Here is a 15,467-nt window from a genome sequence, read left to right on the forward strand (position 1 = left end):
ACACGATTAAACCGGTCGTTGCGCGGTAGTGGATTTTCAAACAAACCCAATTCGAGTTTCAGGCGGAGTATACGTGCTACAGAAAGATCGATGCGTTCTTCACTGATTTTTCCTTCTGTTACCAGCTCGCGCAGATAATCACAAAAATCTGTAGTATAAGGAGTCATGGCCATATCTACACCAGCCGTAATCGCTTTATAGGTAGCCTCTTTCTCGTTTGCTGCTACACGGTGATTTCTATACAAGCGGATTATATCTTCCCAATCTGTTACGGCCACACCTTTGAATTTTAATTTACCGCGCAGTATTTCCGTAAGCACCCAATGCGATGCATGCACAGGCTCTCCGTTCAGATCGCCACTGTTGATCATCACGGTTTTTATACCCGCATCGATCGCTGCTTTAAATGATGGAAGATGAAATTCATAGAGAGCCTGTTCAGAAACATCTACAGGACCGCGGTCCCATCCATATTTAGGATCGGAGTATGCAAAGAAGTGCTTGGCGGTAGCAGCAATTTTATAGGGCGCTATATCCGGATCGTTCTGTACAGTCTTAACAAATATACTTCCCATGGTTGCTGCTACATAAGGCGACTCGCCCAATGTTTCATAGAACCGTCCCCAAAGCGGTGTGCGTGAAAGATCAAGTACCGGAGCAAACAACCACTGATGTCCGAGGTCTGCTGTTTCTATAGCGGTTACGTGTGCCATATCAGCCGGGAACTGATTGTTATAGGTAGCTGCAGTATTGATAGCATGCGGAAATATAGTGGCACCTTCTACATAGTTAGGACCATGCATGTGATCTACACCATATATAACCGGTATCTTCAGTCGCGATACTTTCAGGTTATGCTCCTGCAAGTCTTTATAGAATTGATACCAGGTTTGAGGTGGCACTGCTATACCATTAAGAAACGAACCGATGTGATACTTGCGCAGCATCTGTCCGAGCTTGGCAGTATCAACTTTGATCTCGATGCTAAGATCAGAGCCTGCACCCCAATTGGCGTTGGTTACGATGGCTGAGTTATTGATCTGGGTCATCTGCCCGATCTTTTCTTCCAGCGTCATCTGGCTTAACAGATCATCAATTTTCTTTTCGATGTCGGCATTGTCGCTGCGCTCAAACTTTCGAAGGTCAGCAACACTAAGATTAGCGGAAGAAGACGGGGGTGCAGCGGAATGATCGCTGCTGCATTCAGCCATACCCAGCAGTATAGCCGCGGCCGTTATGGCCCGTATGAAAGACTTCATCATGGGATAATTTGGTTTGGTTGTTATCAAAAATAGCGAGGTGGTAAGAGCTTGATTACGAATCTTTACTTCATTTCAAATAAATGATCTCGCAATCGTTTTCTAATTAGAAATTGTTTAGCTATATAACTTCTTTCTAAACAACTTTGTAAATCTGCTACCTTGTGTTTTTCAGGTCTCCGAATAGCTTACGTGCCGCCTAAAAAGCAGGACTTTAAAATCAGAGGCCGTTTTAATTATCAGCATGAAGCCAGCTAGTTATTGGATCGATCATCTTCAACTTCTTCCGCATCCGGAAGGAGGATTTTATAAAGAGACGTATCGTGCAGCGGAGTTAATCTCTGCCGCAGGATTGCCAACGCGATTTACTGCTCCTCGAAATTTTTCTACAGCTATTTATTTTCTGCTACGCTCACACGATCGTTCTGTGTTTCATCGTATTAAATCAGATGAGCTGTGGCATTATCATGCAGGAGCAAGTCTAACGATCTATATATTAAAAGATGGCGGACTAAAAACTTTTGTACTGGGTGCTGATCTTGAGAAGGGAGAGTCGCTTCAGGTTGTTGTTCCCGCTAATTGCTGGTTTGGCGCAAAGGTAAATGAAGAAAATTCCTATACCTTGTCGGGATGTACCGTTGCTCCCGGCTTTGATTTTGCTGATTTTGAATTGGCAGATCGGAATACACTGCTTAAAACTTTTCCTGCCTGTAGCAACATCATAGAATTATTGACGAACTAGACTCACGTGCTGAAACGATTTATTATTTGTGCTTTCTTTATACTATGCGTTGGCGCTGCTTTCGCCCAGAAGGAAGAGATATTTACAGGTATACTGGTAGACTCTGCTACATTTAGTCCGTTGCCTTTTGTAAGTGTGCGTATTAAAAATTCCATGCGAGGTACATCTACCGATATGCAAGGAAACTTCAGCATATCCGCTACTCAACGCGACACACTGATATTCTCACTGGTGGGCTACCAAACGGTCGAGCAATCACTCTGGGGCTGGGAGCCAAGTGTTATACGCATGACTGAAAAAGGAATTTTATTGAAAGCTGTTACGATCGAATCGACTGCTATAGATCCTTATGAAGGTATGTTTGATGATGAGAACGCCAAGATCGCCCATCGTAAACTTCCCTTCTATCTTTCTAAAACCAAAAAGCAAAAGCGCAAACTTGTATGGCTTCGCGAAGATAACCTACGCGCCAAAACGTATGTAGATGTTGTAATCAACAACCCCGAAACAAAATCGGGGCTTATGAAAAAGTATTCACTTACAGAAGATCAATACTATCAGTTACTGGGGCAATTCAACGCCAAGAATTATACGGTTATGTATTATCTCACCGCTGGCGAGCTGATGAAGATTCTTAATAACTTCTACGAGGTTAATGCCCCTCGCCTTAAAGGTAGTCCTGATTAGAGAGAGCACATCAGATTTACTATACTATTCTTCTTTGTTAGGCTGATCGCTTCTTTTCTACACGCTATATTTTGTTAGTGAAGCTTTTCCACAAATTAAATGTGTGGATCAAACCAGTCACTCAATTCGGCTTCACAGTTCCATAAGTTGGGATTATTCCCATTATGGAATTTGCCAAAAATGAAATCTGCTAAATTTGCGTTTAAAGACACTTTCAGCGAGTGGCATTGTATTCGTTTTATACGAATCAACTAAAAAATCATTCGCATGAAAAAGCTAACTGTACTTTCACTGCTCGTTCTTCTCCTTGCGTCTTCTGCTGTATTGGCCAACGATGGCAAGATTTCCATCCTCTCTAAAAAGCGCGATATATTCTACTTTAAAGTAAGCAATGAATTTATCGGTGCTACCGTTCAGGTCTACTCTGAAGATGGACAATTACTGATGACGGAGAAAATCACTCATCACAAAGCGTTGATCGATTTCTATTATGAGAAAGCTGGTGAGTACAAGATCAAAATAGTAAAAGACAGCGCAGAGCAAAACTTCAACTTTACCAAAGCCGGTAACAAAGATGAAGCTACCGCAGAAGCAAACTATTACGTTACGCTGAATCAGTAATTATTGATCGAGCTGCTTTAGCAATTCAATTCCCTCTGGCCAATGGCCGAAGCCTGCAGCTACATTGATGTGACCAGCAGGTCCTATATATACCAGTTCACTTCCCCAGGTGTTCGCGAAATGTTGAGCCCGTTCGCTGGTAACATAGTAGTCGTTCGTACTCGCCACTGTTATAGAACGAAAAGGTAATTTATTCAACGGCATAGGAGTAAAGCCGGATGTTCCCGGTGGATATGTCTCTGCTTCCGTATCGCTCGGAGCCACCAGCAGAGCACCTTTAATCACCCGGTTGTAACGTTTAGCCCAGAAAGCTATGGTGCAGCATGCCAGACTGTGGCCAACCAGTAGCACATCCGTTGTATTTAGCGAAGCTATCTTTTTATCAATCGTCTCAATCCAATCCTCACATACCGGTGTATCCCAGTCTTTCTGATTTACCCGTATAAAATCATATTGCTGCTCCCACAATGTTTGCCAGTGTCCATCACCAGAGTTACCAAGGCCCGGCAGTATAAGTATAGTAGATTTAAAGGTATAGGATGCCATGTTATTATTTGAAGTCTACATTTCCGTTTACATACTTTACTTTATAGGTAAAGCTATCAATACGCCAGCCTTTATCGGTTAGCACACAATGCAGGTCGTAACTTCCTACAAACTCACGGGTCTTTCCCTGTGTAGCTGCGTTCTTATAATGTAAGGCTATAGCGTAGCAAAATACATTTGCTTCGATTGGTTCTGCTGCAAAATTTACCAGGTAATTTCCAGCCTGGTGATGCACAGCATCTATACCGGCAAAACCATTCTTCCACATCGTGCATATTTCTTTCGCGGGGAATTTTTTGCCTTCACCGGCACCCAGCGATGACATATCGAACCAGATATTCTCAGTAAGCACTTCGTCCAGTAATTTATCCCACTGCTGATAATCGGTATAGATGAACAGCTTGTTGGCAAGCTCGATCACTTCATCTCGTTTGCTTTTATTTTCCATGTAAATATAGTTTGGGTTATGGGTTACAAATTTAGAAGCCCGAGAAAGCTCCGCTACTCCACCAACGGGTAAAGTTTCATTTTGTTACCAGTTAAAACGGCATGCCCGAAAAAAGATTTAAACAGAAATCACGCAAGGGCTACTCGACAATAAATGTGCGCACATCCGGAACATAAAGGTTGAAAAAGCCTTTGCCTCCTTCAATGTTCGTAGGATAATTTACCGGCTCGCTCAGGTACTCGGTAAAACTGTACCGGTTATCGAGTCGTAGCTTTACAAAATTATAGTAGTCTTCGCTGATGTTCGAAAAAAATACCGCTATAGTATCTCCGGTATTAAAGTCACGCTGCACAACGTTGAAGCTTTCTCCATATACATTGCTGGTAAAATCAGCATCATCAAGCAAACGCATGGAAGCCGGTGGATTCAATACATCTTCTATCAATTCGCTGCGCTCGATCTGCTGTACGTTTAACATATACCAATTTTTAGCAGCAGGATCGGTAAACTTATACGAGATGCGCACAAGGCTATCGTAACCATTAAAATATAGCTCCGCATCTATTGTATCAAATACGATACGGGGCTTTACAGTAGTAGTAGCCGATACTTCACCTAGCGATTCACTTACGACATGCAAATGATACTCGCCACCATTTTCAAATGGAATAACAATACCGCCATATAGGCCACTTCCTAATGATACTAGTGTATCAGTTCGCTGCGGACCGGCAATAGTAACCAGTGCATCGTTTACAGCAATCTGGTCAAGCAGCTCCTGCGGATCGCTGTCTTCACTGGCATCTAATGCACCAAATGACTTTGTCAAAAGCACCACGAGCGACTGATCAGGTATGATCTGCGTAGACACAACGATCTGTGGTTTTACCTCCGGAATTCCCGTTACTTCCAGCGGGTCAGGCAAACACGCTCCCAATACTATAGCTAGCAATACTATAGTATATCTGCCAATCTGTATCGATCGTTCTATCTTCACATGATCATCATTTATATACTGCATACTCAAAATCTAAAGCCATAACTGATAAAAGGTATTAATCCGAATAGCCCCGGCTGTTCGTAACGCAGTGCGTTGGTAGTTTCATCCTGCTCGATAATGATACCGATCGGATTTGCGCGATTGTATACGTTATATACTCCGGCAAACCATTGCCACTGAAATTTGCGCTCCGGCTTACTTTTGTATTTTATACCTATATCTAAACGATGAGTATTAGCCAGCTTTACTTCATTTATACCGGAATATATCGGCACAAGATCAACGCCTGTAAGAGTAGGCGCCAACATAACATACTGACCAATTACGGGTGTAAAGCGCGAACCGGATATATACTCCCACACCATAGAAGCAGCCCAGCGCTTGCTGATAGCATACTGCATAACAACAGCGCCATTGTGCCTGCGATCATAACGGGAATAAAACCACGCACCATGATTGATCTCATCAAACTGTCGCCACGACCACGATAATGTATAGCTGATCCATCCTGTAAATTTACCAGCGTCTTTGCGCAGCAATACTTCCAATCCATACGCTTTACCTTTTCCCTGTATCAGCTTCGATGCAAAATCATTATTGAGAAAGAGGTTGGTTCCTTCTTCATAGCCGATCAGATCGTTCATGGATTTATAGTATACTTCCGTAGAGAGAAATATATTCTGCTTCGGGTATGAACGCTGCCATGCTATAGCAACCTGATGCGAAGTTTGCGGCCGTATGCTTTGCGTTACAGGATACCAGATATCTGTAGGCGAAGTAACTGCTGAACTTGATATACGATGCATATACTGCGCCATGCGCGAGTAACTGAACTTCAATGCCTGGTCGTTATTGATCGCATAACGTGCAGAAAGGCGAGGCTCCGGAATAAAATATTGCTTGCCTGTTACGAACGCCATCGATGCACGCAAGCCTGTATTGAAACGCCAGCGTGGCGTTGCAGACCATTCGTACTGTGCATGTATAGCAAACTCGTTGGATATACGGCCGGTGGTAGCACTGCTCTCGAACAACTCGGCAATGGTACCTTGTGTGTTAATAATATTCGGACTAACTGCATGACGCGTCCACTCAAGGCCACCTTTTACAGTGCCTGTTCCTGCTACAGAGTCGCGCTGTATCAACCAGCGTGCTCCATAATCTTGTATATCTGAATAGGCCTGTAATTCATTTTCTTCAAATGCATTGCGAATGTTATACTTATACCGCGATTGCAGCAATGACAAATTGCTGCTCCAGCGCGAAGCCATGCGATGGTTCCATTGAAGAGATATACTATTATTGCCTGCTACATATTCCGTCAGAAAACCATCTCCGTCATTGTTACGATCGCGGAATAATTCCAGCCTGTCGTTACCACCATAGTAGCTAACCTCCATGCGATCGCGATCGGTAGGTGTGACTATAAATTTACCGTTGAGGTCATAAAAATAATACGGCAATTTTTCGCCAAGCGCTTTTACAACCTGATCGATATACGTTCTTCTTGCTGCTACCCAAAAGCTGGCTTTGTTTTTTACAATAGGTTGCTCTACATATAGTCGCGAAGCAATTATACCTATATCTCCGGATACGTGCGTTGTATCCGCCAGGCGATCGGTAGTTTCAATATTTAGTATAGATGATAATCGCCCGCCAAACTCGGCCGGGAAACCTCCGTTGATCGCTTCTACTTTACTGAGTATATCCGGATTGAACACTGACAGAAATCCAAGCATGTGACTGGGATTATAAATAGGCACATCATCGAGCAGCACCAGGTTTTGATCGGCCGCACCTCCGCGCACAAAAAGATCAGAGCTTCCTTCTACACCACGGAGTGTACCCGGTAACAACTGAAGTGTTTTGATCACATCCGCCTCACCTCCCAATACCGGCAACATGCGAATATCTTTTTGTGACAGAAGATAGGTGCTGCTTCGGTTACTTTGCAAAACACTCTCCTGCAAATTTCGCTGCCCTATAATTTCTACTTCATGCAATTGCCCTATGGATTGCCGAAGTGTGAACGTGAACGATGTATCGCGCTGAAGAGATATACTTTGCCAGAGCAATTCATATCCTACAAAAGATACCTGTATAGTTTTTTTACCAGAAGATAGTTGTTGAGAAAAATTGCCATTGCTGTTGGTAGCAAACCGAATGGAATCGGGGTAAACTACAATATAGGCAGATGGAAGCCGCTCGCCCGATTGGTCACGCACGGTGCCTCGCAGAATAACAGTTTGCGCTGTTACATGCTGCATGCTGAGAAGCATCACGATCCCCGCTATCCACATCGCACGTGCTATCACAGAAGGTTTGGGCTGATTGTAAACAAAATAATAAATCATAACGACTTCTGTGTGCATTTTATGACTTTTCAGAAAAGTGATTTTTTATAGCTGTTAAAACTTACATGCCTTTTTAGCAGGTTTTGATTTTTCTCTTTGGTTGCTAACAGGTTTATTTTGAAGATTTTAGACCGATGAACCCCTCTTTTCGCATTTTCTTGATAACACTGCTAACCGTGTCGTCCGGCCCGGCATTGGCGTTCGAGAAATCGGATAGCACAGAGCTGGTTCAACTGGCGGCCAGAGCCTATAGCATCTTCCTCGCAAATCCTGATTCTTCCATTACACTAGCCAACACCGTACTCGCTCGTGCCTTGGAAGAAGATCACACCTACCTGCAAGGCTATAGCTATTTTATACTTTCAAAAGCAAACTGGACCAAGGCCAATTATAGATTAAGCATTGAGTATGGCTTCAAGGCATTGAAATTACTGGAGAACTCTCCGCATGTTTACCTGTGGGGACAAAGTTTACTCGCACTCGCCCGCACGTCCATCGATCTGCGCGACTTCAAACAAGCCAATATGTTTTTGATCCGCGCACGTGTGCTGGCTATAGAATCAAAAAACACCAGGCTGTTAGCCGATACCTATCGCGAACGCACCATGTACCTGGCCGAAACAGGAGTATATGATTCTGCCCTATATTTTGTTGACAGAAGCCTTGCACTATACGCGGATATGAAGGATACGCTGAACATCAGCATCCTGTATGGTCGCAAAACCAAAATATACTTTGCACTGCACGATTATAAAAACAGTATGAACTACAATCGTATAGCGTTGCACCTGGATAGCGTAGCGGGCAACACCCGTGCGTTGAGTATATCTTTTTATCATGCTGCACGAAACTACAACCAGCTTCATAAACCCGACAGTGCTATATATTCGCTGAAGCAATCCATTAAACTGGGCAATGCTATCAACAATCTTCCCGGATTGATAAATGCACACTCACTGCTGGCCGATATATATACGCAAACCAATAAGCCTGCACTCGCAGTTGAACACCTGAAGCTGGCCAATCAGTATAAAGACAGCCTGTATAATTCTGAAAAGAGCGGACAGATACAGGAGATGAAATCGCTGTACGAGCTTGAATCAAAAGACAAAACAATCGATGCGCTTGGCAAAGAGAATGCCTTGCAATATCAACTCATCAGCAATCAACGCTGGCTCACAATACTATTGGCCATTGGTATAATTCTGCTGATGGGCTTTATTATTTTACTCTCAAGGTTACGCACCCTGCAGACAAAGGCTAATCACGCACTGGAGGAAAAGAACAAAGCGATAGAACTGCAACGCGAAGAAATGCAGGCACAAGCCGAATACCTGCACTACCTTAACCAGCTCAAATCAAAATTATTCTCCGTTATCAGTCACGATCTGCGTGGCCCTATAGCAACACTGCAATCTTTACTGGAGCTTGTCACCTCCAAGATTCTGACGCAGGAAGAATTTCTACAAGTGTCTGATAAAGTAAAAGACAACCTTAACGTTACGCAGCGCACGCTGGAAAATTTACTGAACTGGTCGCTGAGCCAAATGGAAGGTATTCGCACTGAAAGAAAAGCGCTCGAAGTAAAGATGGCTATCGATGAGGCCTGCAATCTGTTGGCAGACATAGCGGAACGAAAAAATGTTCGCATCGAAAATATTTCAACCAGTAATATTCTGGTACTGGCAGATCCGAATCAGCTTCAGCTTATACTTCGAAATCTTATTCACAATGCTGTTAAATTCTCGAAAGCAAACGGGAAGGTTGAAGTATCTACACAAACTACAAGCGACACCTGCCTCATTACGGTAAAAGATTGCGGCATTGGTATGACGCCCGCAGAAGTTCATAAAATTCTGAGCCAGGAACATTTTACCAAGCGCGGCACACAGGAAGAAAAAGGAACAGGTCTTGGCCTGTTGTTGTGTAAAGAATTTATCAAACTCAATGGAGGAGAGCTCCGCATCAGCAGCGAGCAAGGTAAGGGCACAGAAATTTCATTTATGCTGACACTCGCCCTCTGATCTAAAACTCCGAACAATATACTTAACCGCTGCGTTTTATTGTTATTACAAACCAGGAAAATCATTTTTTCAGTAAATCCTGAATTTATGATTCGGATAAATGTCGATTTGGCAGATTTATAGGTTTGGCTTAAACCTTGATCATTACTGTAATCGTCAGAGATTTCTGACAACAAACAACCTAAATAAATTTTACGAAAGATGGGAGCGTTAATTATTGGTCTTTTTTTCATGGCAATTGGCTGGATTGTGCAATCTCGCCTGAAGAGTAAATTCAGGGAGTATTCACAGACACATCTGACCCGCGACTTAACCGGTGCAGAAGTAGCACGCCTGATGCTGGCCGACAATGGAATTAATGATGTACAGGTAACACACGTGGAAGGTGAACTTACCGACCACTATAACCCCGCTACGAAAACAGTAAACCTGAGCGAAGCGGTATATTTTGGAAGAAATGCTGCTGCTACAGCAGTTGCGGCTCACGAATGTGGCCACGCAGTGCAACACGCACGTGCCTATAGCATGCTGGAGCTGCGCTCCGCCATGGTGCCTATACAAAATGTTAGCGCCAAAGTGATCAACTTCCTCTTTATGATCATGATGTTTGGTGCGTTCTTCGCATCGCAGATCATTCCGTTTCAAACAGCGTTGCTCATCATTATCGGATGTTATGGCGTGTTCGCATTGTTTGCACTGATCACCTTGCCGGTAGAATTTGATGCCAGCAAGCGCGCATTGGCATGGGTGCAATCACGCGGTATCGTAAACAATGCCGAATATGGTATGGCGAAAGATGCGCTGAAGTGGGCTGCCATGACGTACGTTGTAGCCGCAATAGGTGCTTTAACAACATTGTTTTACTATGTAATGCTATTCCTCGGAAGTCGCGAGGACTAACGTTTGTAAACGATTTAAAAAGTCGTACAAAAGGTTTTAACATTACTTGAAGAGATTTATTTTGCAAGCCTGGGTCGTTGACCCGGGCTTTTGTTTTTAAACGCTATACCTATACCAACAACTCATTAACCCATCGGATATGAATTTTCAACTGACTGAAGAACACATTGCTGTTCAACAAGCTGCTCGCGATTTTGCCAACAACGAATTACTGCCGGGTGTGATCGAGCGCGACACAGAACAGAAATTTCCCAAAGAACAAGTCAAGAAGATGGGAGAACTCGGCTTCCTCGGTATGATGGTTGACACCAAGTATAACGGCGGTGGTATGGATACCATTTCGTATGTATTGGCGATGGAGGAAATATCCAAGATCGATGCCTCGGCTTCCGTATGTATGTCGGTAAATAATTCGCTGGTATGCTGGGGACTTGAACGATTTGGCTCCGAAGAACAAAAAGAAAAATACCTGAAGCGACTTGCCACGGGCGAAGTTATAGGCGCCTTCTGTTTATCAGAACCGGAAGCAGGCTCGGATGCAACCAGTCAGCGCACAACGGCTGAAGATAAAGGAGACTACTACCTGCTGAACGGAACCAAGAACTGGATCACCAATGGTAATAGCGCGAGTATATATATAGTGATTGCACAGACCGACATCAGCAAAAAACACAAAGGTATAAATGCGCTGATTGTAGAGAAAGGAATGCCTGGCTTTGTGGTTGGCAAGAAAGAAGACAAGATGGGTATACGCGGGTCTGATACACATTCGCTCATGTTTACCGATGTAAAAGTGCCGAAGGCAAATCGCATAGGCGATGATGGCTTCGGATTTACTTTCGCGATGACTACGTTAAATGGCGGCCGTATAGGTATAGCATCGCAGGCATTGGGTATAGCCGCGGGCGCATACGAGCTGGCACTCAAATATTCCAAAGAACGTAAAGCTTTTGGCAAATCACTGGCGGAACACCAGGCTATACAATTCAAGCTCGCTGATATGGCTACCAAAATAGATGCAGCGCGCCTGTTAGTACACCAGGCTGCCTGGTTGAAAGATCAGAAAAAAGATTTTGTTAAAGCAGCTGCTATGGCCAAGCTATATGCTTCGCAGATTGCCCAGGATGTAACTACCGAAGCCGTACAGATACATGGCGGTTATGGCTATGTAAAAGAATTTCACGTAGAGCGTTTAATGCGCGATGCCAAGATCACGCAGATATACGAAGGCACAACAGAGATACAGAAGATGGTAATTTCGCGCGAGCTGCTAAAGTAAGCGCAACGCAAACTATATTTACTCAACAATAGCGCAGACACCTGCGCTATATTTTTTATTTGCAAAATGATTTCAGAAAAAGAGAGTGTTAAAATCAGCAAGTTTCTGAGCCTGATACTTCGTCACCAGCCGGAAGCAGCAGGCATTGTGCTCGATGAAAACGGATGGACAGAGGTATCCATACTCATCCAACAGGTATCGGCTCACGGTCACTCAATCACAAAAGAAACGCTGGACTATATCGTTCATACGAATAGCAAAAAGCGATTTGCCTATAACGAAGATCAAACAAAGATCCGCGCCAGTCAGGGTCATTCCGTGGATGTAGAGTTAAATTATACATCACAACAACCTCCTGCTATACTATATCATGGCACGGCCGAAACTTCAGTGGAGTCTATCTTCAAAACAGGACTTGACAAAAGAGAACGCCATCATGTACACATGAGTATATCTACAGAAACTGCGCTAGCCGTAGGCAGTCGTTATGGCAAGCCTGTGTTACTCGCCATTGCGGCCGGTCAGATGTTTACTGATGGCCATAGTTTCTTTGTTTCTGATAATGACGTATGGCTTACCGATCATGTACCTCTTAAATACCTGAGTATAGTAAAAGCTGTATAACTATTGATTCAGCTTCTTCAATACCTGAGGACTCAATCGCCAGGAATATTTTTTCTGAATAGTATCGATCGCTTGCTGACGCACTACTGATTGATCTGCTCCTGCTTTCACATCGCGAATCTTCTTGGTAAGGAGATTCGCGATCTCATACGAAGAGTGAAAGCCCGGATAAGAAGCCTCTGCTTTTTGAAACGCATCGCGGGCCTTTTCAAGATTGCCTTGTTGTAAATGTACCAGGCCATCCTGTTCATACTGTCTTGCCTTCTCTGCACTGCTGGTAGCAGGATTTGTTTTAAGCGAATCAGAAATAGATATACCATCGCCTTTAAATACAGATGCCGCCTCCGAAATCTGTTTATATGCTGCCTCGTCTCCGGTCTTTAACGCCTGCTCGGCTTTCTTCACGTAGTAACTATTGACCATCGCCACGAGGTCTTCCGCAAATTTTTTATCCTCGGTTAGCGAAGGTATAATTCGCGTGAGCGCCATCGCCTTATCAGGATTGTCTGAATCGAACGCTTCGTTAATGATCTGCTCGGTAAATTTGATCTTATCAAAAGCACGCTGCTGCTGTTGCAACGTATCGTTAATATAGTAGCCTACACCGGCCAGCACGGCTGGTATTACTAAAGTTTGTATCCAAAACTTCAGACCATCTGACATATATACCCTATTTCTTTTTTCCTTCGCGATTAAAAATATTAAACAACGGTATGTCTACTGCAAGAAATGCACTCCAGCGCCAATAAGGATTGTCTACCACCGTTCTGCCATCTGCTTCGATCTTGCTCAGCCCCGGACCATACTGTCCGCCAAAGCCGATAGACAATGGCAGGTTAAAGGGTAATCCATATACTATATATCCTCCCGGAGAAAATATCTGTCCGAGTTTTATCTGGTAATTCTTACTGGTCGCCACCGTCTTTGTACCTCCGGTTGAAACAGAATCATACTTTAGATGATAATCCACGATAGCACCTAGGTCGAGCAGCGTTGCAAACACACTGGCTGAGCCCCACTTTTTAAAACCATAGCTCGCAGAAATTCCTATAGGAGCTATTACACCAAATTTACTATTCCAGGCACGATCGATAGCTCCACCGGCATTGCTACTCCAGTAGGCACCGAGGTAGGATTGCACCGAAACATTGAACTGTGAATTTTTCTTGATAGAAGAACTTCCCACCGGCAACACGGCTGCTTCAATAACCTGTTGCACTTCTTCCGGAGTTTTAGCATTGGCAACGTTGGCTATAAATAACCCGTACTTGGATATCTCCGGTATAATTTTTTGAAGTGAATCTATATTAATCAGCGCTATCGCTCTCGAAATTATACCATTTACGTTCAGCTTCCTCAATTCACTTTTCTTCGATGCAAGCATTTTTAACTTCTTATCATCCAACTGCGATGCACCTTTAGCATCCGTAACAATAGCTTTTATTTCAGCGTCAGATATAGTTGCAGGGTCCAGCTTGGCAAGATCTGTTTTAATGGCTGCTTCTTTATCTTTACCCACTACATCGCTTATGATTTTAAAGATGTTTACGGCATTTGTGATGGCAGCACTGTATTCTTTCTTTACTATATTCTTATACAAGTCATTGCCGTTGCGCATCATTTTAATATAGTCGTCCGCAGCAAATTGTTCATTGAAGAGCTTCACCAGGCCAAAGCTATACTCGATCACATCTATACCGGCACTGATATAGGTATAATAATCCTCGTTCGTCAGCTTTTCATTTCTGGTGCGTTTGTCTCTTATATCAGCAGCAGTGTTCTCCACCTTATCGGCCAGTTGTATAAATTCCGTTAACTGCATCTGGAAGATGATCAGCGTCTCCTGGTTATTCTTCATCACATCCGTAAAGGAAGTCGCATTACCGGCTGCATTCAGAAAGGTAATGTTCTCATTCTTTACCTGCTGATATATAAGACCGAGGTATATTTCAAAAGCAATTTTATCCTGCACCAGCGAGAGAATATCAGAAACAGATACCCAGCGTGTATTGCTGAGTAAGCTTTGAGAGATAATATTTCCGAGGCGAACAGAGTTACCGGCATTCTTCAAGTGTATGGATGCATGTGCATCATCCCACTCTTCGAGTTTGGCAAACTGATCTATAATTTCATATAAATGCGCATCTCCACTTTCCAGTTGCTGAACAATGCGAATAGAGTGAATAGCAATTCTTACCTCCGGAAAATTCAGCAACAGCTCTCTATATCTTGGTAATTCCAATACATCGTCTATGTGATTCGGCAATGCATTCAAATCATCATAGAAAGCATTTTGCAAAGCGGGAAGCATTTCAGGATAGTGATACGAAAGAAGATGCTCCAGGGTGCCGGCTGTTTTAGGAAACAACACCGCGATCTCCGGATTTTCTTCAACACATTTCTTGAATCGGTTAAAGAATGATATAGTAAGTTCTTCTTTCGCGCGACTTATCATAAACAGCGCTATACCTTCGGCCTGGGTGGTTATATCAAGGTTGGCAGCTCCGGCAAAAAGTTTAGCAGCCCCTGCTGTAATGGTACTGCTGCTTTGCGAATTGTCAACTGCTAATTCTATGAAGGGATTAGCTGTGAACTCACTTTGTATCTCTGCGTACGTTGTCTTGTTAGTATACTTTTTCAGTATTTCCGCAGCCTTCTTATGCGCCCCAATAGGGAATAATACTTGTCCATTGTCAATAACAGGATTTAGTGCTGCCAGATCCCATGCATCCTGATACGCGATCTGCGCTCGCACTATACCGGGAAGTATAAATAACACCAGTGCAAGGCTCAGGTATAGTATATTTCTTTTCATCTTATAATTTATTAAAACTATTAACGGGGTTTATCAACTTGCCATACGGTCGGGCATCAGCATGATCTATCAATTGAGTTCTTAAATCATGTGCTTTGTAATTGCTATTCTTTTTACGAGCGGCTTCCAGTAACAGCGCTGCTATACCGGCAACATAAGGTGTTGCCT

The 15,467-nt window shown here is 43.4% G+C and carries 14 protein-coding genes; 7 read left to right on the forward strand and 7 right to left on the reverse strand.

The features are described from left to right. A partial coding sequence (locus tag VIN08_RS24310) for a glycoside hydrolase family 3 protein (protein ID WP_331971060.1) occupies positions 1-1,262 on the reverse strand: 1,262 nt, incomplete at its 3' end. A 241-nt stretch (positions 1,263-1,503) separates the two neighbouring features. Here VIN08_RS24310 and VIN08_RS24315 point away from each other — a divergent pair. From VIN08_RS24315 to VIN08_RS24325, 3 genes are all read left to right on the forward strand, one after another. Continuing rightward, positions 1,504-2,001, forward strand: coding sequence for a cupin domain-containing protein (locus VIN08_RS24315; RefSeq protein ID WP_331971062.1), 498 nt, complete (start codon positions 1,504-1,506; stop codon positions 1,999-2,001). A 6-nt stretch (positions 2,002-2,007) separates the two neighbouring features. Then, a complete protein-coding gene (locus VIN08_RS24320; protein ID WP_331971065.1) occupies positions 2,008-2,688 on the forward strand; it encodes a carboxypeptidase-like regulatory domain-containing protein in 681 nt (226 codons plus the stop codon). 267 nt (positions 2,689-2,955) lie between these two features. Continuing rightward, complete coding sequence (locus VIN08_RS24325; RefSeq protein WP_331971067.1) at positions 2,956-3,309, forward strand: hypothetical protein; 354 nt, start codon at positions 2,956-2,958, stop codon at positions 3,307-3,309. On the opposite strand, the gene VIN08_RS24330 is transcribed toward VIN08_RS24325, so the two are convergent. From VIN08_RS24330 to VIN08_RS24345, 4 genes are all read right to left on the reverse strand, one after another. Beyond that, positions 3,310-3,855 (reverse strand): RBBP9/YdeN family alpha/beta hydrolase, encoded by a 546-nt coding sequence (locus VIN08_RS24330; RefSeq protein WP_331971069.1) that lies wholly within the window; start codon positions 3,853-3,855, stop codon positions 3,310-3,312. A gap of 4 nt (positions 3,856-3,859) precedes the next feature. After that, entirely contained in the window at positions 3,860-4,303 is a 444-nt protein-coding gene (locus VIN08_RS24335) for a nuclear transport factor 2 family protein (protein ID WP_331971071.1), read from the reverse strand. A 139-nt stretch (positions 4,304-4,442) separates the two neighbouring features. Continuing rightward, on the reverse strand, positions 4,443-5,324 hold the full coding sequence (locus VIN08_RS24340) for a DUF4249 domain-containing protein (protein ID WP_331971074.1): 882 nt from the start codon (positions 5,322-5,324) through the stop codon (positions 4,443-4,445). A gap of 2 nt (positions 5,325-5,326) precedes the next feature. Then, on the reverse strand, positions 5,327-7,657 hold the full coding sequence (locus VIN08_RS24345) for a TonB-dependent receptor (protein ID WP_331971077.1): 2,331 nt from the start codon (positions 7,655-7,657) through the stop codon (positions 5,327-5,329). Positions 7,658-7,791: 134 nt separating this feature from the next. Here VIN08_RS24345 and VIN08_RS24350 point away from each other — a divergent pair, with 134 nt between their 5' ends. From VIN08_RS24350 to VIN08_RS24365, 4 genes are all read left to right on the forward strand, one after another. Then, positions 7,792-9,681, forward strand: a complete 1,890-nt coding sequence (locus tag VIN08_RS24350) for a HAMP domain-containing sensor histidine kinase (protein ID WP_331971079.1) — start codon at positions 7,792-7,794, stop codon at positions 9,679-9,681. A 201-nt stretch (positions 9,682-9,882) separates the two neighbouring features. Continuing rightward, positions 9,883-10,581 carry a zinc metallopeptidase gene (locus VIN08_RS24355; RefSeq protein ID WP_331971081.1) on the forward strand — a complete coding sequence of 233 codons (699 nt, stop codon included), beginning with the start codon at positions 9,883-9,885 and terminating at the stop codon, positions 10,579-10,581. A gap of 139 nt (positions 10,582-10,720) precedes the next feature. After that, entirely contained in the window at positions 10,721-11,860 is a 1,140-nt protein-coding gene (locus VIN08_RS24360; protein WP_331971084.1) for an acyl-CoA dehydrogenase, read from the forward strand. A 66-nt stretch (positions 11,861-11,926) separates the two neighbouring features. Next, positions 11,927-12,484, forward strand: a complete 558-nt coding sequence (locus VIN08_RS24365; protein WP_331971086.1) for an RNA 2'-phosphotransferase — start codon at positions 11,927-11,929, stop codon at positions 12,482-12,484. On the opposite strand, the gene VIN08_RS24370 is transcribed toward VIN08_RS24365, so the two are convergent. Beyond that, entirely contained in the window at positions 12,485-13,147 is a 663-nt protein-coding gene (locus VIN08_RS24370; RefSeq protein WP_331971089.1) for a hypothetical protein, read from the reverse strand. Between the two features lie 7 nt (positions 13,148-13,154). Next, positions 13,155-15,299, reverse strand: a complete 2,145-nt coding sequence (locus VIN08_RS24375; protein ID WP_331971092.1) for a hypothetical protein — start codon at positions 15,297-15,299, stop codon at positions 13,155-13,157. Positions 15,300-15,467: the final 168 nt, after the last annotated feature.

Origin of the sequence: Ohtaekwangia sp. (assembly GCF_036568665.1) — a bacterium.
Lineage (GTDB): Bacteria > Bacteroidota > Bacteroidia > Cytophagales > Cyclobacteriaceae > Ohtaekwangia.

Excerpts from the sequence above, each read along its gene's own strand:
- VIN08_RS24315 (WP_331971062.1), top strand. The coding sequence starts at position 1,504 with ATGAAGCCAGCTAGTTATTGGATCGATCATCTTCAACTTCTTCCGCAT.
- VIN08_RS24325 (WP_331971067.1), top strand. The coding sequence starts at position 2,956 with ATGAAAAAGCTAACTGTACTTTCACTGCTCGTTCTTCTCCTTGCGTCT.
- VIN08_RS24330 (WP_331971069.1), bottom strand. The coding sequence starts at position 3,855 with ATGGCATCCTATACCTTTAAATCTACTATACTTATACTGCCGGGCCTT.
- VIN08_RS24335 (WP_331971071.1), bottom strand. The coding sequence starts at position 4,303 with ATGGAAAATAAAAGCAAACGAGATGAAGTGATCGAGCTTGCCAACAAG.
- VIN08_RS24340 (WP_331971074.1), bottom strand. The coding sequence starts at position 5,324 with ATGCAGTATATAAATGATGATCATGTGAAGATAGAACGATCGATACAG.
- VIN08_RS24345 (WP_331971077.1), bottom strand. The coding sequence starts at position 7,657 with ATGATTTATTATTTTGTTTACAATCAGCCCAAACCTTCTGTGATAGCA.
- VIN08_RS24350 (WP_331971079.1), top strand. The coding sequence starts at position 7,792 with ATGAACCCCTCTTTTCGCATTTTCTTGATAACACTGCTAACCGTGTCG.
- VIN08_RS24355 (WP_331971081.1), top strand. The coding sequence starts at position 9,883 with ATGGGAGCGTTAATTATTGGTCTTTTTTTCATGGCAATTGGCTGGATT.
- VIN08_RS24360 (WP_331971084.1), top strand. The coding sequence starts at position 10,721 with ATGAATTTTCAACTGACTGAAGAACACATTGCTGTTCAACAAGCTGCT.
- VIN08_RS24365 (WP_331971086.1), top strand. The coding sequence starts at position 11,927 with ATGATTTCAGAAAAAGAGAGTGTTAAAATCAGCAAGTTTCTGAGCCTG.
- VIN08_RS24370 (WP_331971089.1), bottom strand. The coding sequence starts at position 13,147 with ATGTCAGATGGTCTGAAGTTTTGGATACAAACTTTAGTAATACCAGCC.
- VIN08_RS24375 (WP_331971092.1), bottom strand. The coding sequence starts at position 15,299 with ATGAAAAGAAATATACTATACCTGAGCCTTGCACTGGTGTTATTTATA.